This window comes from Bacillus sp. LB7 (assembly GCF_030449715.1).
Lineage (GTDB): Bacteria > Bacillota > Bacilli > Bacillales > Bacillaceae > Bacillus > Bacillus paralicheniformis.
Window position 1 is genome coordinate 402,393 of the sequence record NZ_JASGCA010000001.1, and the last position, 21,443, is coordinate 423,835.

Here is a 21,443-nt window from a genome sequence, read left to right on the forward strand (position 1 = left end):
GCTTTCAAATGAGGGTGTAAAGAGGAGGCTTCATTGATTGGATAACAATCTTATTGGTCTGATGACAGATCGGAACGTTCACGCGATCAATGGCATTTTCGGAATATTGAAATCCGGAAACGGCTTTGTTCCTTTATCCCCAACCGATCCTATCAAACGATTAGCACACATTGTTAAAGAGTGCCAATTTGAAATCATGGTTACCGAAAACAAGTATATATCAAGAATTTACAAACTAACGGATTGTTTAAGAAGATTGAAATGCTTGATTGTTCTCGATCATTTGGAAGATATAGAGAAATGGAGACGGGAATTTGCCTCTGTTTCGTTGTTTGATCAACGCGACATAGAGGCGCGTCAAACTCTATATGATAAAAAGAACGGGCCTTCAACCGAGGGCGCGGCCTACGTCGTATACACTTCCGGTACGACGGGCAAGCCAAAAGGAGTCGAGATCACCCATCATAACCTTATGCCTTTATTTTACTGGCAGAAGGAACATTTTTTGTTGGGCAGGAACATTAAATGTTTGCAAACATTGCCGCTTAATTTTGATTTTGGCATACAGGAAGTTTTTACGACTTTGTGTTTTGGAGGCACATTATATTTTACTGATGTCGAACATATTTTAAATCCGGAAATGTATGTGGACTTTCTCAATGAAAAAGAAATTAACATGGTGTATTCGACGCCATCCTTTTTCAAAGAGATTGTGAACCATTACAAACGGATTAAGTACGTAAACATCCTGCTGCTGGGCGGAGAAAAGCTGTCTGTAGAGCTTATGGCTGACGCGTGGAATATTATCCCCGAGGGTTGCACTGTTTTTAATGGCTATGGCCCGACTGAGGCCAGTATAAATTGTCTCATGTTTCCTGTGACTCCCTCGTATTTGGACAAATATGAAGGCATCCAAAGCGTGCCTGTAGGCGTTCCTACCGGACATAGTCAAATATTCATCCTGGATGACAATTTAAAACCATTGCCGTCGCTTGTTCCGGGACAAATATATATTAGTGGGCCGGGCGTGGCGAAAGGGTACTTGAAAAACATTGAACTTTCACAGACAAAATTTTTAAACAATCCATTCAAGACCGGGTACAGCACGATGTATAAGACTGGTGACCTAGCCCGTTATCTTCCTGACGGTAATATCGAATTTCTGGGAAGGGTAGACAATCAAGTAAAGGTGAAAGGGTACAGGATTGAACTTGGTGAAGTTGAGAACATATTAAGCCGGCACCCTTTAGTAAGCGAATCCGTTGTTCTAGTCAATGACCAGGACGAAATCGAGGCGTATGTGAAGCTGCAAAACCCCGGAAATCTATTGGATCAGCAGACATTTTTCCATGATTTAAACGCACATTTGCCAAGATATATGATACCTACGAAATTTTACAAGATGGACAGGCTGCCTAAAACGAACAATGGAAAATTGGATACCCGCACTTTGAGTGAATGTAAAGTAAGCTTATTTGACGAAGCTGTCAGCACAGCTAATCCGCTTCGAACCAGTATGGAAGAAATGATCGCAAATATATGGGGGGAAGTGATCGGAACAAACAGACGAATTGGTGCATTTGACAATTTTTTCGATCTTGGAGGACATTCTTTATTATTGGCCAAGGTTCAAAAAAGAATAGAAGAGCAATTTGGCGTACTTGTTCCGCTGGTCAAGTTTTTTGAATACCCGACCATAAGCTCTTTGTGCGATTATTTAAAAGCCGGCTATTCTGCATCACTTCAAGATCATCCATTGGCGATCCAAACCGCGGCTTCTGTGAAGAAACGGCGAAATGCACTTGGAAGAAGTAGAAAAGTGCTTAAAGAAAGGAGAATAAACAAATGAAATCCTTGAATCAATCAGGTCTTGATATAGCCATTATTGGAATGGCTGGTCGATTCCCTGGTGCGAATAACATTGACGAATATTGGTCCAATTTGTCAGAGGGCATCGAGTCTATTGCACATCTTACGAAAGAGGATCTATTAAAGAACGGCCTGACAAGGGAAGAAGTGGAAAACCCCAATTTTGTAGGCGCCGGGGGAATTTTGAAAGACTATGATAAGTTTGATGCTGCGTTTTTTGGGTATTCTCCGAGGGAAGCCGAAACCATGGATCCTCAACAGAGAATTTTCTTAGAATGCGCGTGGGAAGCGCTTGAAAATTCAGGAATGAACAGTGATGAGAACACTGATAGAATAGGTGTTTTTGGGGGAACCACAATCAATACTTATTTATTAAATAACCTGATGTCCCATAGAAACAAACTTGAAATTTTAGGCGATCAGCAAACGATGATTGGAAATGATAAAGATTATGCCGTTTCACGTGTAGCGTACAAGCTTAATTTGAAAGGACCGAGTGTTACGGTTCAGGGCGCCTGCGCCACATCTCTTTTAGCTGTGCATCTTGCTGCTCAAAGCCTGCTAAACGGTGAATGTGATGTTGCGCTTGCCGGAGGGGCTTCTGTGAGAGTTCCGATGGAGCAAGGCTACATCTATCAATCTGGAGGCACTTCATCTGAAGATGGGCACTGCCGCGCTTTTGATGAAAATGCAACGGGTAGTGTCCCAGGAAGCGGCGTTGGTGTTGTTGTTTTAAAAAGATTGGAAGATGCAATCGCGGATGGAGACTGCATTGATGCAGTCATTAAAGGGACGGCACTAACAAATGATGGATCGGAAAAGGCCGGATTTACAGCTCCGAGTGTTGACGGCCAGGCGCGTGCTATTGCAGAGTGTATTGGGATGTCGGGTGTCAATCCGGCAAGCATTACGTACGTGGAAGCGCACGGAACGGGCACCAGCTTGGGCGATCCCATCGAAGTAGCAGCTCTTACAAAGGCTTTCCGATTAAAAACGACAAATAAACAGTTTTGCGGAATCGGATCTGTGAAAACCAATATTGGCCATTTAGATGCAGCTGCTGGTATCGCGGGTTTGATTAAAATCGTATTGAGTTTGAAAAATAAAAAGCTCCCCGCAAGCTTAAACTTTCAAAAGCCTTCAAGTGAAATTGATTTTAAAAACAGTCCATTTTATGTGAATGATAAACTGACCGATTGGAAATCAGACCAGCATCAGAAAAGGCGCGCAGGAATTAATTCGATTGGAATGGGAGGGACAAATATATTTGTCGTGGTGGAGGAGGCCCCAGATCAAGAAATTAATTACCCATCATCTAAAGATCCCGCCTATGTTCTGACCCTCTCGGCAAAGACTCCAAATGCTCTTGCTTCCATGAGAAAGAATTTAAAAGAATACCTAATGAAAAATCAACACTTCAATGTACGAAATGTTGAATACACGTTGCAGACTGGACGTAAATTGTTCAACCAAAGAACTGCGCTCGTCTGCTCGGATATTCAAGACGCGATCGGCCATCTGAACAATGATGATTCGCCGAAGCTGATCAGCGGCACTGTCAAAAGTCAAAAATCAGTGGCGCTTTTATTTCCGGGACAAGGCGCTCAATATATTGGCATGGCAAAGGAATTGTATGAACATCTTCCTATATTCAAGGTAATTGTAGACGAATGTTCATCATATCTTGAGCCTTTATTAGGCCTGGATTTCAAGACAATCTTGTACCCTGAACAAGAAAACCGGGATACAAAAAGCATGCTGAACCAGACTAGAATCACACAGCCGGTATTGTTTGTTATCGAATACGCACTGGCCAAAGTTCTTGAACAACTTAATGTCAAACCTAAAGTGATGATCGGGCATAGTATCGGAGAGTATGTTGTCGCCTGTCTGGCGGGTGTTTTTTCTCTGGAAGACGGATTGCGGATGGTGGCAAAAAGAGGTGAGCTTATTCAAAAACTGAGCCCGGGGATGATGCTGAGTATCGGAGCTTCCTCTCAAGAGGTTGAAAGCTTGTTGGAAGAAGGGCTATCCATAGCTGCTGTCAATGCGTCTAATCAAACAGTCATAGCAGGGTCTGTAGCAGCCGTGAAAAATTTAGAAGACATACTTACAGAACAAGGGATTTCCTATCAAAGGCTGCATACGTCACATGCTTTCCATTCCGAAATGATGGACCCCGTCTTAGAGACGTATGAAAAGTTCCTGCAAAGCTTTGTGCTTTCAGCACCTAAAACACCTTTTATCTCAAATTTAACCGGCGAGTTTATAACAGATGCGCAGGCAACCGATCCTAATTATTGGGCGCAGCACATCAGAAAGCCTGTGCTGTTTCAAAAAGGTGTTAAAAATCTTTTGGAGATTGATGATTTGATTCTAATGGAATGTGGGCCGGGTCATACGCTGTCTTCGCTGACCAAAATGCAAATGGATTGGGGCGTGTCTTCGAATTTTATTTTTGGTTTGATGAAGCACCCGCGTTCAGATCGGGCGGATTATTACGTCCTGATGGAATCACTGGCAAAACTATGGGTAATGGGTGTTGATATTAAATGGGAGAAGCTCAAGGGAGAGGGAAGGCCGCAGCGCGTCCACCTTCCGCCGTATCCGTTTGACAGAAAGCGGTTTTGGATAGAGGCGGTTCGCGAAAAAAGACTAGATTCGAATGGCCCATCAAATCAAATCAAAAAGGCAACTCTTGATATCGAACATCATACAGGCATGCTATCCCAGGTGGGGGCGACAAAAGAGGAACAACAGGCGCCGCTCAAGTCAGAGCATTACGATCGTCCTCCGCTTTTAACGGAGTATATCCCTTTACAAACCGAAACCGAAAAAAATGTGGGAGAGATCTGGGAGGATTTTTTAGGTATTAAGGGAATTGGAGCCGAAGATAATTTTTTCGAGCTTGGCGGACACTCGCTGCTGGCGACACAGATGGTATCAAAAATACGAAATCAATATCAGATCGACTTAACGATGACAAAACTTTTTGAAGTACCTACAATTGCCGGGCTTGCTTCATTGATCGATGAGGAGTTGTCTCAACTGAAAGAAACACGGTTTGAAACGGAAGATGCGGAGTCTGCTGAGCTCGCTGAATTAGTGAAACAAGTAGAAGAAATGTCTGATGAGGAAGTTCGAAACCTTTTAAAGACTGAGCGTTTACAGTCAAAGGGGGAACAGTAATGAGCACAATTAAAGATCGACTTTCTTCTCTATCTCCTGAACGGCGTGAATTATTAAAAAAGCTGCGTTCAAATCGACCTGGAGGCGAAACATCAGAACGGAACAATAAGCCTGCTAATGATAATCTCCCGATTCCAAATAAAAAAGGGGTTCTGGATTTTAGTATTTTTTTCTTTTCGGCGGACAGCGAAAAAAATGGAAATGACAAGTATGAATACATTTTTAAAGTTTCCAAATTTGCGGATGAAAGAGGCTTCAAAGCCATATGGACACCAGAAAGGCATTTTCATCAATTTGGAGGGTTGTATCCCAACCCTTCTGTGTTGAGTGCTGCAATCGCCTCGGTGACGTCGAAATGTGAGGTCAGGGCAGGTAGTGTTGTCTTGCCTTTGCATCACCCAATAAGAGCTGCTGAAGAGTGGTCGGTTGTTGATAATATCTCGAACGGGAGAGCAGGGGTCGCCTTCGCATCCGGGTGGCACCCTCGCGACTTCGTTCTATCGCCAATGAATTATATCAATAGAAAAACATTGATGTTCGAATCGATAAAAACGCTTCAAAAACTTTGGAAAGGTGAAGAGGTCAATTTTAAAAGCGGGAATCATGATGAGAATCAAGTGAGAATACAGCCGCTGCCAGTTCAAAGTGACATTCCCGTTTGGGTCTCAAGTTCAGGCAGTTCCAGCACATGGGAGAAGGCTGGGGAAATGGGGATTAATATTCTTACAGCTCTCTTGAGCCAAGATGTGGAAACACTGGAGAAGAATATCGCCATTTACAAAAAGGCAAGAAAGCGGAATGGATTTGGCTCAGAAGGCGGAATTATTACAGTTATGCTTCACACCTATATAGGAAAAAGCATCGAGGAAGTTCAGAATGTAGTAAAAGATCCTTTTATCAATTATTTGAGGATGCATATGGAGCTTTATAACGATCATTCCTTAATAAAAGAAATGAATGTCGATCCGAAAGAGTTCTCTGAAGAAGATAAAAAGGCATTAGCAAACTTTGCGTTTGAAAGGTATTTCCATACAAGTTCCTTAATGGGGACGATTGACAGTTGCAAGAGTATGATCAATGAACTCAAATCGGTGGGTGTAAATGAAATTGCCTGTCTGATTGACTTTGGAGTTGACGAATACAAGGTTATTGACAGTCTCGAGCTTTTGGATCAATTACGGATGGAATACGAAGTAGGGGATACGCATTGAGTGGCATTACCAGTGAACAAGGTTTAGTGGAAGAGTCGAGGGAGCTTGGCAATACGCAAATGACAATCAGCCCTATTGGAATCGGTACATGGGCTTGGGGTGATTCGAAGTTTTGGACCTACGGAGTTGATTACGGAAGGAAAGAATTGCAGCAAACCTTCTTACAGGCCAGCATGTCTGGAATCAACTTTTTTGATACTGCTGAGCTATATGGTTCTGGAGCTTCAGAGAAGCTGATAGGTTCTTTTATGAAAGAGGCGGATCAACATCCCGTGATTGGAACTAAATTCATGCCTTTTCCTTGGAGGTGCGGAAGAAAAAGCATGGCCAAGGTTCTCTCTTCGAGCCTTGAACGCCTTGGTCTGAGGCAAATAGACTTATATCAATTACACCGGCCGCTCCCCCCTTTTTCATTAAAAAAGTGGATGGATCTTCTTACTGAATTTTATGATCAAAATTTGATAAATGCGGTTGGTGTTTCAAACTGTAACGCTGAACAACTATATACAGCCTATATAACTTTAAAACAAAGAGGCGTGCCGCTCGTATCCAATCAAGTTTTATACAGTTTACTTCGCAGGGAAGCAGAAGAGAAGGAAGTCCTTGATGCATGTCGAGAGTTAAATGTTACCGTTTTGGCATATTCGCCTTTGGCTATGGGACTGCTCTCGGGCAAGTATTCTGCTGAAAATCCTCCTCCAGGGAAAAGAAAGAAACTGCTCACCAACATACAATATGAGGCATTGGACATTATGATTAATTTGCTACGGGATATAGGCGGAAGACACAGCAGGACAGTACCGCAGACAGCCTTGAATTGGCTGATTAGCAAGGGGGCCGTTCCGATTGTCGGAGCCACAAATCCTAAACAGGTGAAGGAAAATGCAAAAGCAGCGGGATGGCGTTTGACCGAAAACGAAATGAACAGTTTAGACGAAATCAGTGCCAATTTCAGCTTGCGGAGGTGAAGGCTTTGGATTCGCTTGAATCACAATATAAATACGCCCATTTATCATGTGAAAAAAGGGAATTAATTAGGGTTTTAATGAAGAAAAAAAAGATTGCTGACGACGGAGCTGAGTTGCCACTATCAAGCCAGCAGCAGCAAATGTGGATTGCCGACCAGATTGATCCGAAGGATCCTTCATATAATAATCCGGCTGCGATCTTTATTAAAGGGGGCGTCGATTTAACGATTGTAGAAAATTGTATAAATGAAATCATTCGCAGACATAGCATTTTAAGAGCGTCATTTCGCTCAAGGGGAGGAATCCCTTATCAAGTAATACACAGACAGCGAATGCTCAAATTGAAAATATACCGTTTAAATCATGAAGACGAGAAAGAAAAACAACGCATGTGCTATGAATTATTGAACGAAGAAGTCAACCGGCCATTTGACTTAACAAATGATTTGTTGATCCGGGCGGTCAGCATCAAATTGAATGAAAATCATGATTATCTGCTCATTAATTTTCATCATATCGTCTCTGACGGGTGGACTCTGGATATTTTTTTCAAAGAATTCAGCGCTTTATATAATAGTTATTCCAAAGGTGCATCGTCCTCGCTCACGGAGGTTCAATACCAATATACAGACTATGTGAGAGCAACTTCAGTTCTTCAATCCAGTAAAGATCTTGATTTTTGGGAAGAAAAATTAAAACCAGCACCGCATAAAGTGACTTTTCCAATGGGGAATTACCACATAGAATCTTTGACAAATAAAGGGGAATGGAAGCCTGAAAATATTTCAGCCGAACTCTCGAAAAGCATCATTCAGCAGGCTGCAATTGCGGGAAGCACCCTTTTTAATTATTTAATGGCTTCATACGTCACACTGCTCCATATTTATACGGACCAAATAGATATATGTGTCGGAACGCCCTATGCGAACCGGGATAAATGTGAAACACAAAAAATGATGGGCTATTTCGTGAATACCATTGTTTTAAGAAATAACCTTGATGGGGATCCAACATTTAAAGAAATTTTGGATCGGGTTCAAAAAAACGCAATTGAAGCATACCGGCATGCATCCGTTCCATTTTACAAAGTAGTAGAGATCATACGTCCCGAAAGACAGCTAAATGGCAACCCCTTATTTCAAACGATGCTTGTCATGAACAATGCTCCTGTAGACAATCTGAAAATCGGAGATCTTGAGATAAAGAGGGTTGAAATTTATCCCTCAACTGCAAGGTTTGATATATTAATGTCTTTTGCTGAAACGTCGAAGGGCATAAGGCTGTTTATTAATTATAAGGTACAGATGTTTGACGAGACAGACATCGATAGGATATTCAAGGATTTTAACAAGCTTTTAAAAATCTTGGCTACAGGGAATTCCAACATGAAACTCAGTAATATAAAAAAGCTTATGGAAGGTTGCGTTGTAAATAAGCCGGCGAAATTTACCAGATCTTAATGATGCTTGAAGAGGGTGAAAACATGTCGTCAGATCAAAGCGAATACCTATTATCTTTCCAGCAGGAACAGATGTTCAAAAATTGCGGGATGAATGCTGTTCAATGTGAATTTCGATTTAATCACTTAAATGAAGACCGTTTTTGGTGCGCAGTGACAAAGGTTGTAGACCAGCATGAAATTTTAAGGACTACATATATTTTGCAGCCCCTTGATCCCTTTCCAAGTCCAACGAATCAAAGCGATTTTTCTAGAAAAAGAGCTGATCTTTCGGGTAAAGGAGATAAAAGAGAATCCGTTTTAGAAAATTTAAAAATAAAGGATAAAGAGGACGCCAAATACGGTCCGCTCTCCTGCACCTTGGTCAAGCTCTCCGAGACTGAGTTTAGCGCCATCTTAACATTGCCCAATCTTTCGGCAGATAAAAAAACGTTGCACCTTTTGTTCAGCCTCGTTTCCGCGGTCTATGCCGATGATGAAGAAGCAGGAAAGGAAGTCGTTCAATATCGTGAATTTTCAAGCTGGCAACATGAAAATTGCAGAGCCGAAAACGCAAACTTACCAGCAAGTTTTAACCTAAAAGATGATCAAACGGTTTCCAAAGTATCGCCGTTTACACATCACAAGCAACCTGATAAGTTCAAGCGTGGCTTTTTCGAAAGAAACATTCCGCAACACACGCTTACAAGCATTAAAACCTTTTGCGGCCAGGAAAAAGTTGATCTATCGCTGTTTTTTTTTACATGCTTTTATGGGATGTTTTCCGTTTTGCTGATGGAAGATCGTATGAAAATTTCGCTTGAAGTGGACGGTCGCACTGCTGATGAGCTCCAGGACACCTTAGGTCTTTTCAGAAGATGGGTACCGTTTAAATGTCCGGCTGAAGATCATTTAACTTTTTTTGAATTAATTGAAAATGTAAAGCGAGAGCTGAAGCTGGTTCTGGATTGGCAAGACTATTACCGCCAAGAACATGACAGCTTTTCTCATTCAATTGGATTTTCATATGAGACGCTTGGAGGCGAGAATCCGCGTCTTTTCATTCAGTATGACGGTGGAGAGAGGCGAGATCTCCATTTGAACATCGCTATTTGCCAGGAAGGCGATGTTTATGTCCGCTTTTTCTACAATGAAGCTGTCTATACTGAAAAAAGCATTCATATTTTAGTGGAGCAGTTTATCTCATTATGTGAGCGTGTGTGTATAAATCCAAACAGAAGCATTCAGGAAAATAGTCTACTACCGGAATCGCTGCGGTCTCTTGTCATGAACGAGTGGAGTAAAAACCCTAATCAACAGGAGCTGAAAAAAGTTCATGAGATGTTTGACCTTCAAGCAATCGCTTCTCCTGATTCAACGGCCTTGGATGACGGTAAAGCCGTCATGACGTATTGGGAATTAAAACAGCACGTTGATCAATTATCGAGTTTATTGACAAATGCGGGCGTGGAGTCAGGGGACATGATCGCGATATATATGGAAAAGTCGATGGAAAGTATCGTTTCCGCATTGGGCGTATTAAAAGCGGGAGCCGCTTTTTTGCCGCTTGATGCAAACGATCCAGCAAATCGGATTCAAAATATACTATCAGATTCCCGGCCGAAAATGGTTTTAACAACCAAGGATTTCACGGATCGTGCAATGTTTAAGTCAGACCATTTTCAAGACCCGGTTCATGTCAACGGTCGCTTATTTGCCATTTCGGCCAGCGCCCCCTCAAAAATGGATGAAGCTGATTTGGCTTATATCATCTATACTTCCGGTTCTACGGGGAAGGCGAAAGGTGTCAAGGTTAGTCATCAGAACCTGTCCAACCATCTGAATTGGGCGAAGCAATTGATGTGTGATCCGGTCGAATACCTTCCTTTTATCACAAGAATGAGCTTTGACATGAGCATGAAGCAATTTCTGGGTCCGCTCATCGTCGGAAAGTCTGTATGGATCATCCCTGAGAAAAAAATATTTGATATTCCAATATTCGTAAAAGAAATAAGCAAAAGGAAAAATATAGGGATTAACTGTGTTCCGACTCTATGGAAAAAAGTAGTCGACTATCTTGAGAAAAACAGCTCTTTATGCAATAAAATGACGGTTATTGAACTGACATTAGGAGGAGAAATACTGGACGAGCATTTGGTAAAGCGAACGTGGAGATTACTGCCGTCTATAAAGATTAATAATTTTTACGGACCTACAGAGACAACCGGCAATGCGACCGGGGGAACCGTTGTACCAAACGAAGCGGTAACGATAGGAAAACCTGCATACAACTATGAAGTGTACATTTTAAATAAAAAGTTAGAGCCTGTAGCTGTGGGGGTTGCGGGTGAAATATGTATCGGCGGCAAAGGCCTTGCCGAAGGCTATTTGCACAAAGAAGCGCTCACTAAAGAGAAATTTGTTGCAGCAGAGAGTCTCGGCAACCAGCTTGTTTATAAAACGGGAGACAGAGGGAGAATGCGTTCAGACGGAAGGTTTGAATGTCTTGGCCGTTTTGACTATCAGATTAAACTCCGGGGTTTCCGGGTCGAAATAGGTGAAATAGAGACATGCCTTGAACAGCATCCGACCGTCATAGAAGCGGCTGTCAAACTTCTGCGCCATGACGACAAGGATGGTGAGCTGGTAGCATATCTTGTCGTATATGAAGGCATCGGTTTAGAAGATATCAGGGCTTTTTTACAAACAAAGTTACCTGAATATATGATCCCTTCAGCATTTATTTGTGTAGAGGAGCTCCCGAAATCCGCGAGCGGAAAAATCGATCGAAAAGCATTGCCAAACCCGGGGCCTTCCAATCAATTAACCTATCAAGGCAGAAGCTTGCCGAGCAATCAATTAGAAGAAACATTGCTGTCTATGTATCAAAATTTATTGAATGCGGAGCAGTTGGAAGTTGACAAGAGCTTTTTTGAACTGGGAGGGCATTCCCTCTTGGCAACACAACTTATTGCTCAAATTTGGGAGACATTTAAAGTTGAAGTTCCTTTAAGTTTTCTGTATGAAGGTGCAACAATTAGAGAGCTAGGTGAAAAAATAGAACGCTTACTGCAGGCTGAAACAGGTGCCGTTCCCATCTTTTTACAGGTGGCTCGCCAGGAAAAGATTCCGGCGGCTTTAACTCAGAAGAATCTATGGATGCTCGAAAGAGAACTGGGAGATACTCCTTTCTTAAAAGTGCTGCTACCCCTTCAATTAAAGGGAGAAGTAGACATTGAAGCATTAAAAGCGAGTATCGACGAATTAATTCATTATCATGAACCTTTGAGAACTAATTTTTACGAAGTAAATGGCGAATTGTATCAAAGGGTTTCCGAACATGATGATCATCATAAAACAATAGAATGGGATCTAAGCCATCTTCCGCCAAAAGAAAAGAGGGAGAAGATACGTGCAATCGTAATGAAAGATTTAGAGAAGCCGTTTGACTTTAAGAATGATGGACCGGTCTTAAAAAGCAGCCTGATCAAAGTTGGAAGTGATGATTATCTATTAACCATGGTCTTGCATCACATCAATTGTGATGGAGTATCATTAGGGATATTAACTGAAGATTTATCCAAAATCTATAAAGCATATACAGAAAATAGGCCGGTTCCTATCGAGAAGCCAAACATTCAATATGCTGATTATGCCGTTTGGGAAATGAATTTTTTGAAAACCGATGCATGCCAGGAGCAATTGAACTTTTGGCTGCGCAAATTGGGGGCTTGTCATACACGATTGAATTTACCGTACGATTTTCCTGAACCTGATAATGGAACATATTTGCAATCTGTTTGCCGATATGACCTTGGTGGCATAAGGAAAGCCCTTCATTCCTTCAACAAAAGGAATAACGTTTCGATGTTTGTCACCTTATTAAGCGCATTGAAAGCAGTCCTTTTCCGCTACGCACCTGAAAATATTGTGCAAATTGGGACGATGTTTGCCAACAGACACAGAAGTCAGTTGAGCAGAGCAGTAGGGCTGTTTTCAAACAATGTCGTTATTCAAACAAAACTTGAAAACAATCAATCTTTCATTGATCTGGTCAACGATGTTAGGCATCATGTCATCGAAGCGCAGATTCATTCGGATGTACCTTTTGAAATGGTTGCAGACATCCTGGAAAGCCAAAAAGGGATAGACCGCTCAGAGCTTTGTCAAATAGCCTTTAATTATGAGATCGAACCGGCAATAGAAGAGACGGACAGGCTGAAAATTGAACAAGCAAAGATTATGGACCCATCTGAAAATATAGTACCTACAAGCTTTGATATTGAATGCAGCGCCACAGTGACAAATGAGAATTTTTATGTTCAATTTCAATTTAATGCAGATCGATTTAAAAAAGAAACAATTGAAAGTCTGACGAATGAATACGTCTCCTTTCTTGAAGCATCTGTTAACCAAACTGCCGAGCGGTTTGAGGAGGAAACAATTTGATTAGAAAAATATTGAGGCTTCAGACTGGCTTTAACATCCTCATGATAATCTGCGTCTTATTTATGCCCGTGCTAGCCGTTTTTGCGGCGGTTCGATATATGCCTCAAAACCAAACTGTTTTAACTTTGCTGCTGGTCGTGGTCATCGCCATGGTTCTTTACGCATATCTCAGAATAAAAGATATTTACCGCTTCGCCAATGTGATCGTGATCCTAAGGTCAAAAATGCCGAAACCTCTTGCCGAAAGAATAGACATGCCCTTATTGCATACAGACGTTGAGGTTAAATTTGATAAAAACGGTGTACCTCAAATTGAGGCGGCGTCACAAACGGACGCTTATCTTGTATTAGGATTCATCATGGCAAGGGACCGGCTGTTTCAAATGGATACGCTTAGAAGAGTATCCTCGGGGAGGATGTCAGAAATTTTTGGACGCTTTCACTTGGAAAACGACCGATTGTCAAGAGAAATCGGCTTTCATCGCCAGGCGGGAAAGATCTATTACAATTTGGATAATGAACAAAAGCGCGCTTTGAAAAAGTTTGCTGAGGGGGTCAATCATTATCTCGAGACTTCATCTCTGTCATTTGAGTTCAGGTTGTGTAAATACAAGCCTGAACCATGGGAACCTAAAGACAGCATTTTAGTTTACTTGGAAATATTCCGCCGCATGTGTTCGGACGGAAGTGATAAAAGAATGATTACGGTAATGGAAAAAGCCCTTCCAAAAGAAGCAGTCGCCTTCTTTACGACCGATGAGGACGTTTACCAATCTACTCTTGTTGGAGGGGATAAGCCAAGAAGATCTTCACATGTAAATGCTTTTAAATCGCTAATTGAAATTGCAAAAAAAAATAAAAAAAATGTCACAAATATAAGCCGTCTTGTAAAATCGTTTAACCCGCCAATCGGTTCCAATCATTGGGCAGTGTCGGGGAAAAAAACGGCTAATGGCTGCGCCATGCTGGCTAGTGACATGCATCTTGAACTCGGAATGCCCAACGTTTGGTATCGAGCGGGTTTAAAGTATGGACAGGCAGATCTAAACGGAATTTTTCTGCCAGGCGTTCCCATGATGGTTGCCGGTTCCAATGGAAAAGTCGGATGGGGGTTTACGAGGATGTGCGGGGACAATCTTGATCTCGTTTATATTGAAGAGAACCCGGCAAATCCAAATCAATATAAAACACCTGAAGGATGGGCGGATTTTGAAGTGGTGGAAGAAACGATCAAAATAAAAGGCGGCGGAAGTGTGACTGATAAAGTCCGCCTGACATGTTGGGGACCTGTTTGCGGTTCGAAACTCTTAGGGAATGAGGTCGCTTTGAAGTGGGCGGCCCTTTCTCCAGAAGGTGTTGATTTTAATTTAATAAAGATGGATACAACTGAGTCGATCTCTGAAACGGTCGAATTAATGAACAACTGGGGAGGTCCGCCTTTAAATGTTATGCTCGCTGACAGCAAGGGGGACATTGCATGGACAGTAACGGGAAAGTTTCCTAACCGTTACGGATTTGAAGGAATAAAAGCTGAAAAATGGGCGGACGGAACAAAAGGATGGTCGGGTTTTATTCCACCGTACAATCTGCCTAGTGTGTGCAATCCGGAAGAAGGGTTTTTAGTCACTGCTAATAATCGAACGATAGGAAGCGAGTATCCCTATCAGCTCGGCTTTAACTTTTTTGGCGGCTACCGTGCTAAGCGTATAAAAGACCTTTTGGCCAGGGGCAACAAGTTTTCGGAAGACTTTATGCATGACATGCAACTGGACACCACCAGCGAGTTTTATGAATGTTACCGGAAAATATCGCTAGATGCGATAAATCGTTTGTTGGAAAAAAAGCCGAATCGCAAGCTTTCCGCGGTCAGGAAATACTTGAATCTTTGGGATGGTACTGCACATAAAAGAAGCAAGGGATTTCCGTTGCTGTTCTTGTTCCATCAGAAACTGTCAGAGGAAATCTTAGGTTTGCTTTTAGCTGAGTGCCGCCGGATTGACCCCGCATTCCAATTTTCGTGGATGAACTTTGAATTGCCGTTAAGGAGGATTTTAGACTCACAGATCACGGAATTGATTCCTGGAACGTTCAACAGTTGGGATTCTTATTTTAGAGATAAACTTTTAGAGTGTGTACATGAGCTTAAAAGGCAGACGAGAAAAGTATCTTTGCATTCCATAAAGTGGGGAGATGTGAATAGAGCGTTTATTATTCACCCGTTGTCATTGATTTATCAAGGTACCTGGAAAATATTAAATATGAAACACGAGCCGTTAGACGGATGTCCTCATTGTATTCAGGTGTCTTGGTCAGGCTTCGGTGTTTCCGAAAGGTTTGTATTCTCGCCAAGCATGGAAGAAGAGGGCGTCATAGCAATGCCGGGAGGACAGTCCGGTCACCCGCTGTCAGTCCATTATGATGATCATCATCAAAAATGGAGAAAAGGTCAATATTTTTCTTTTAAACAGACTGAATCGCAATTCGTCATACGCTTCGTAAAAAAAGATCCTGCATAGGAATTAAGAAGGGGGAGAGTAGTGTGAAAACCCGCTTAACTGTCAAATCAACATTGGAGGACTTGCCTACAAGCTCTCCTTTTAAACCTGCTGAAACGCTCATGGAAGAATTAAACATCGATCAACTGGTAAGAATGGGGGCGAACGAAAATCCAATAGGTCCGTCTCCCAAAGTTTATGAAGCAATCATAAAAGCGTTAAATGATGTTCGCTACTATCCCGACGGAAGCAATTCCAACCTGATATCACATATAGCAGGCTACACTGGATTTCCCGAGAGTCATCTTGTTGTTGAGGCCGGGATATCAGGTCTTCTCAGAGTAATATTGGAAACTTTTCTCTATTTGAATGAAAAAGTGGTTTTCCCGTGGCCGTCGTATGCTGCCTATCATCAAGTGATAAAAATCAGCGGAGGGATTCCGGTTCCAGTTCCTCTATTAGATAATATGCAGCCGGACTTTCCTGCAATTGTGAAAGAAGCAGAGCACGCTAAAGTTGTGCTGTTGTGTAATCCCAATAACCCAACAGGTTTAAGATTTTCTAATGATCAAATCCGTGGACTGATGAAACGGTTGCCGCCGACATGTCTGTTAATTGTTGATGAAGCTTACTATGAATACACTCAACAGGAAGGAGCGGATGTTCTTTTAAAAGAGGGGCATCAATTGATTGTATTGAGAACTTTTTCAAAAGCTTTCGGCCTCGCCGGATTAAGGGTGGGCTACGGCATGATGGACCCTTCATTTATTTCATGGATCAATCGATGCAGAGAACCTATCATGGTTGGTTCCCTTAGTAAAGCGGCAGCAATTGCTGCTTTAAATGACCAGAACCATTTACAAAAGAGCATTAAAGTTGTAGAGCAAGGGCGTGAAGAAATAGAACAAGCATGCGAAAAAATCGGGATCAAGACACTCAAAAGCAGCGCGAATTTTGTTTTGATCAACTGTGGTGACTACAGCAGCTTTTTTGAGTCAGAGTTATTAAAGAAAGGAATCATGGTTAGGTCGACAGATAAATTGTTTCAATTAAAAGGAGGGCTTCGTGTTACGATAGGGACAAAGGATATGAATGAGATGTTTACAGAAGCCATCGGCCAATTAATTGACAAATGCTAAATCGATTTGAATGATTGTACTTTTAACCATAAAAAGTTGGTCTGAACTGCACAGATGCACCAAAAAGAAACCACTGGCGCAGTGGTTTCTTTTTGGTTTGCCATACAGATAATACTTTCACTGCATTGGCGACAAGTGCTTTTCAGGCATAACCCTATGGGGATGAACGGCACTCAAGCGCTTTTTTGCACATCCTTCTTAGCATGGAACAAATAGTTGATCACAGAATTGTGTTTTACATTTTTCACAAAGAACGGATTCAACAAGACAACAGTCAAAAGGTTGGCGGCAAGGCCCCAGAAGCCTTCGTAAATGCCGAAAGTGGCTCCTGTTAAATAAACGGTAAATGTAACGGCAAGGCCGACGAGAAGACCGATGATCGTCGCTTCCTTCGTCTGGTTTTTCCAGAACAGGCTGATGACGATGGCAGGGAATATCTGCACCATGCCTGATACACCGAGAAGCTGAAGCGTTACAAGCGCTGCCGGGAACAGCATTCCGAATAAAAGGGCCAGGCCGATGACGACGAATACCATCGAGCGGGTGATGATCGTCAGTCTTTGTCCGGAAACGCGGGGGTTGATCAAATCGCGGTATAAATTGTTAGCGAACAGGTTGGACGCCCCAATCGCCATAATCGAACACGGGATCAGACTTGCCAGGGCAATCGTTGAATAGGCGAATCCTTGCGTGACGCCGCCGTAGGAACTTTGAATTAAGTACAGCAAGGCAAATCTCGGATTAATGTCATCAGGAAGTACGAGAAATGCAATAAAGCCTAAGAAAATGACTAAAATCAATACAATATTGTACAGCGGCAGAAACATACTGTTCTTTCTGAGTGCATCCGCGCTGTTCGCCGTGAAAACGCCTGTCGCCGCATGGGCCCACATGAACAGAGCCAACGCGGAAACGATCGATGCCGTGATGAACCAGGCGATTCCGCGAGGTCCGTCAGAAGGGATTGTCAGCATATGCGGCGCTTCATTTGCCAGCTTGTCAATCATCGGCGTCCAGCCGTTAAAATGGATGAGCGGTAGCGAAACGACCATAAACAGCATCATCACCCAAACTAAAATGTCTTTAATAATGGCGGTATATGTAGGACCTTTGATGCCGCTGAAAAACGTATAAAGCGCGACAAGGACGAACGAAATGATGACGACGACATTGACGTTAATAAACCCTGTACCCGCGACTTGAAGCGTATCCTGAATTCCGCTGAGCTGCAGGCAGATATACGGGATCAGCATTAAGACGCCGACAATCGCAACAAGCGAAGACAGGAGCTTGCTGCTGAAGCGTTCCCTTGCGTAATCAGCCAGCGTTGTGAGCTGGTGCACTTTCGCAACCTTCCAAATCTTCGGCAGAAAAAAGTAGGCGATGAAATAGGCCAAAACCGAATAAGGAATCGCGAAAAAAGCGACGCTTCCGCTTGTAAAAGCGGTGCTTGTCAATCCTAAAAACGTGTAAGCCGTATACAAGTCGGCACCCACAAGAAACCAGACGAGCAGCCCTCCGAACCGTCTTCCGCCAACGGACCACTCTTCAACCGATTTCCGCGACTGCTTATTGCTGCCGGCGATAAACCCGATACAGACTACGGTCAAAATAATGCCGGCGGTGATGAGGAGCGCTGTTAAATTTCCCTGCATCACTCATAACCTCCGTTTCTTTTCTCAAATCTGTAAATCGCAAATGTGATCATCGGTGTCAGCACAATCCACAGCACCAGCCAAAAATGAAAAAATGGAAGTCCGAAAACGATCGGATCAATCCGGTTTACAAATGGCAGCAAGGCAAGCTGCCCGATAAAAGGGATGATGAACAGAACCCATTTAAAAAGCTGTTGATTCACCTTTTTTCCTCCTTTAGCGATTTTAATGTTCATAATCATAGCAGTTGTCAGATTTAATCACAAGATAATTATTAGAAAAAAGTGATTTTTTAAATTATTTAAACAGGCGTTCTGGCTTGCATATTCGAAAGTATAACTTTACAATAACTAATATCTTGAATTCGAGATAAAACAGAATGAAGGGGATCACCATACAGGAGACTCCTGAGTAAATGAATGGGAAAGAGACGGGCGAACAGGGGCTTTTGATTGATGAACAGCTGGAAAGACTGTTGCAATGACATCGCGGAAACAAAATGGGAAGAGGAGTGAAAGGAAATGAATCATATATATGAGAAAGGGAATTCTGATACGACCCTTTTGTTATTGCATGGAACAGGGGGAAACGAACACGATCTTCTGCCGATCGGCAGGATGATTGATTCCGATGCAAATTTGCTCGGGGTCAGGGGAAATGTGCTGGAAAACGGAATGCCCCGGTTTTTCAGGCGCTTGAGAGAAGGGGTATTTGACGAGAAAGATTTGATCGACCGGACGGATGAATTAAAAACGTTTTTAGATGAAGCCGCAAATGAATTTCACTTTGACAGGAGCCGGGTGGTCGCAATCGGCTATTCAAACGGCGCCAATATCGCGGGAAGTCTCCTGTTCCGTCATGAACGTGTACTGAAAGGGGCGATTTTGCATCATCCGATGGTTCCGTTTAGAAATCGCAAGCTCCCTGATATGACAGGCCTGCCCGTGTTCATCGGAGCAGGCAAAACAGACCCCCTCTGTCCGCCGCAAGAATCAAGCGAGCTTGCCGGCTACTTCACAAACGCCGGCGCCCAAGTACTCCTTCACTGGGAAAGCGGCGGCCATCAGCTGACACACAGCGAAATCGACCAGGCGAAAGTCTGGTATGAAAAGCATATAAAAGCATAAAAATAAACCTTAGTCCTTTTTGGGGACTAAGGTTTTTAGCATGTTTACAGCCATGTAGATACGTCAGACACATCAAAACGATTGCTTTTGTGTGCAGGTTTGACCGGTTTTCCGATCGAAATCAGCATGACCGGTACATAGCGTTCATCAATGTTGAATTCTTTCACGAACGCTTGCTTGTCAAAGCCGCCCATCGCGCATGTGTCATAGCCCATTGCTTTAGCCGCGATCATCAGCTGCATGGCCGCGAGCGATGCGTTTGTAAAGGCGGCGTCTCTTGCAAATCCGCTGTTTTGATAAGCTCCGTTGATTTGTCCGAGCAGCGTGTTTTTAATGTCTTCGGTCATATAACCTGCCTCTGTCAGAGGGCCGTATACGGCTTCACCGTTCAGGTTCGCTTGTAAGTCTCCAAGCACAGCTACAACCGCAGATGCCTGGCTGACTTGTTTTTGGTTGAACGCGATCGGAAGGAGCTTATCTTTTGATTCCTGACTGTGGAAGACTGTAAAATGCCAGTGCTGCAGATTCCAGGCTGACGGAGCCTTTGTTGTGACGCTCAGCAGCTTTGTCAGCTCCTCTTTAGAAATGGAAACGCTTGTGTCATATTCTTTAATCGAAGTACGCTCTTCCAGAATGTTGAGAGCAGTGTTTTCTTGTGAAGACATGTGACTTCCTCCTTTGGGCTAAACATGTTATGATAGAGTCAGACAAAAAGTTAGAAACTTACTTTTTGTAACTTTAATGAGTATTTTAATAGCACACATTATATTTGTCAACTGGATATGGAGGGGTGAGAGAATTGGGGTTTACAATGTGTCCTAGAATGGAAGCCGCCTTTTCTTTACTCGGCAAACGATGGAATGGATTGATTATCCATGTATTATTGGATGGGCCTAAACGGTTTAAAGACTTGACCGAAATGATACCGATGATTAGCCAAAAAATGCTGGCTGAACGTTTAAAAGAGCTCGAACACTGCAAAATAATCGAGCGCCAAGTGCTGCCGGAAACGCCGGTAAAAGTCATCTATCAATTGACAGACAAGGGAACGGCCCTGAAGCCTGTCCTCAAAGAGATACAAACCTGGGCTGAACATCATTGCCATCCGGAAGGGAGCTGACCGGATTGACTAGTAAAGAAACAGTCGTCATTACAGGCGGGGCCAAAGGCATCGGGAGAGACCTGGTGGCCGCCTATGCTCAAAAAGGTTTTATCGTCGTATTTGCCGATGTACTGAAAGAAGAGGGTGAACAGCTTGAAAAAGGGCTGACCGCTTCCGGAGCGCGCGTTCAGTTTGCGGTTTGTGATGTAGGATCTGAAGAAGATGTGAAACGGCTGATGCAGGAAGCTTCCCGAAACGGCCGTTTGATATCGGCGCTCATTAATAACGCGGGCAGATCAGTTTGGAAGTCCCCTTATGACTTGACGGCGCAAGAATGGGACGATGTTCTGAATACCAATTTGAAAGGCGCGTTTCTTTGCGCAAGAGAAGCCGCCAAACAAATGAAAGAAGCGAAAACAGGCGGAGCCATCGTTAATATCGCTTCGACAAGGGCGTTTATGTCCGAGCCGGACTCGGAAGCCTATGCCGCGTCAAAAGGGGGCTTAATCGCTTTGACTCACGCATTGGCCGCGTCTTTAAGCAAAGATTCGATCGTCGTCAACAGCATTTCCCCGGGATGGATCGAAACCGAGGATGATACTGCCCTGCGGCCTATTGACCACGGGCAGCATTTGTCAAACAGGGTCGGCCGCCCTCAGGATATCGTCAAAGCATGCTTTTATTTGACCGATCCGGACAATCGCTTTGTCACCGGTACAAACGTGACTGTGGACGGCGGAATGACAAAAAAAATGATTTATGAAGAATAGCCCAAACGTTTCCCGACTTTATGAATACCTT

Annotated in this window: 14 protein-coding genes; 11 read left to right on the forward strand and 3 right to left on the reverse strand. The window is 43.0% G+C overall.

Features of this window, described 5'->3' with window-relative positions; translation table 11 throughout:
- Positions 1-37: 37 nt before the first annotated feature.
- From QMZ64_RS02080 to hisC, 8 genes are all read left to right on the forward strand, one after another.
- Positions 38-1,849 (forward strand): non-ribosomal peptide synthetase, encoded by a 1,812-nt coding sequence (locus QMZ64_RS02080; RefSeq protein ID WP_301441111.1) that lies wholly within the window; start codon positions 38-40, stop codon positions 1,847-1,849.
- Complete coding sequence (locus QMZ64_RS02085; RefSeq protein ID WP_301441112.1) at positions 1,846-5,058, forward strand: type I polyketide synthase; 3,213 nt, start codon at positions 1,846-1,848, stop codon at positions 5,056-5,058. The genes QMZ64_RS02080 and QMZ64_RS02085 overlap by 4 nt, the downstream gene beginning before the upstream one ends.
- The gene (locus QMZ64_RS02090) at positions 5,058-6,269 is read left to right on the forward strand and encodes a MupA/Atu3671 family FMN-dependent luciferase-like monooxygenase (RefSeq protein ID WP_301441113.1); all 1,212 of its coding nucleotides are present in this window, start codon (positions 5,058-5,060) and stop codon (positions 6,267-6,269) included. Before QMZ64_RS02085 ends, QMZ64_RS02090 begins: the two co-directional genes overlap by 1 nt.
- Complete coding sequence (locus tag QMZ64_RS02095; RefSeq protein WP_301441114.1) at positions 6,266-7,237, forward strand: aldo/keto reductase; 972 nt, start codon at positions 6,266-6,268, stop codon at positions 7,235-7,237. The genes QMZ64_RS02090 and QMZ64_RS02095 overlap by 4 nt, the downstream gene beginning before the upstream one ends.
- A 5-nt stretch (positions 7,238-7,242) precedes the next feature.
- On the forward strand, positions 7,243-8,697 hold the full coding sequence (locus QMZ64_RS02100; protein ID WP_265626772.1) for a condensation domain-containing protein: 1,455 nt from the start codon (positions 7,243-7,245) through the stop codon (positions 8,695-8,697).
- A gap of 71 nt (positions 8,698-8,768) precedes the next feature.
- On the forward strand, positions 8,769-13,124 hold the full coding sequence (locus tag QMZ64_RS02105; protein WP_367618583.1) for an amino acid adenylation domain-containing protein: 4,356 nt from the start codon (positions 8,769-8,771) through the stop codon (positions 13,122-13,124).
- A gap of 254 nt (positions 13,125-13,378) precedes the next feature.
- Positions 13,379-15,640 carry a penicillin acylase family protein gene (locus QMZ64_RS02110; protein WP_301441120.1) on the forward strand — a complete coding sequence of 754 codons (2,262 nt, stop codon included), beginning with the start codon at positions 13,379-13,381 and terminating at the stop codon, positions 15,638-15,640.
- Between the two features lie 23 nt (positions 15,641-15,663).
- Complete coding sequence (hisC, locus tag QMZ64_RS02115; RefSeq protein WP_265626773.1) at positions 15,664-16,758, forward strand: histidinol-phosphate transaminase; 1,095 nt, start codon at positions 15,664-15,666, stop codon at positions 16,756-16,758.
- A gap of 173 nt (positions 16,759-16,931) precedes the next feature.
- Here hisC and QMZ64_RS02120 read toward each other — a convergent pair whose 3' ends face one another.
- Positions 16,932-18,413 carry a sodium:solute symporter family protein gene (locus QMZ64_RS02120; protein WP_243940911.1) on the reverse strand — a complete coding sequence of 494 codons (1,482 nt, stop codon included), beginning with the start codon at positions 18,411-18,413 and terminating at the stop codon, positions 16,932-16,934.
- Positions 18,413-18,616 carry a DUF3311 domain-containing protein gene (locus QMZ64_RS02125; RefSeq protein ID WP_020451835.1) on the reverse strand — a complete coding sequence of 68 codons (204 nt, stop codon included), beginning with the start codon at positions 18,614-18,616 and terminating at the stop codon, positions 18,413-18,415. The genes QMZ64_RS02120 and QMZ64_RS02125 overlap by 1 nt, the downstream gene beginning before the upstream one ends.
- Before the next feature lie 318 nt (positions 18,617-18,934).
- Between QMZ64_RS02125 and QMZ64_RS02130 the strand changes: the two genes are divergently transcribed.
- The gene (locus tag QMZ64_RS02130; RefSeq protein WP_265626774.1) at positions 18,935-19,540 is read left to right on the forward strand and encodes an alpha/beta hydrolase; all 606 of its coding nucleotides are present in this window, start codon (positions 18,935-18,937) and stop codon (positions 19,538-19,540) included.
- Positions 19,541-19,584: 44 nt separating this feature from the next.
- On the opposite strand, the gene QMZ64_RS02135 is transcribed toward QMZ64_RS02130, so the two are convergent.
- The gene (locus tag QMZ64_RS02135) at positions 19,585-20,205 is read right to left on the reverse strand and encodes a nitroreductase family protein (RefSeq protein ID WP_065643847.1); all 621 of its coding nucleotides are present in this window, start codon (positions 20,203-20,205) and stop codon (positions 19,585-19,587) included.
- Positions 20,206-20,339: 134 nt separating this feature from the next.
- Between QMZ64_RS02135 and yodB the strand changes: the two genes are divergently transcribed.
- Together yodB and QMZ64_RS02145 are read left to right on the forward strand one after the other, a co-directional pair.
- Entirely contained in the window at positions 20,340-20,660 is a 321-nt protein-coding gene (yodB, locus tag QMZ64_RS02140; protein WP_265626775.1) for a transcriptional regulator YodB, read from the forward strand.
- Between the two features lie 5 nt (positions 20,661-20,665).
- A complete protein-coding gene (locus tag QMZ64_RS02145) occupies positions 20,666-21,412 on the forward strand; it encodes an SDR family oxidoreductase (RefSeq protein ID WP_265626776.1) in 747 nt (248 codons plus the stop codon).
- Positions 21,413-21,443: the final 31 nt, after the last annotated feature.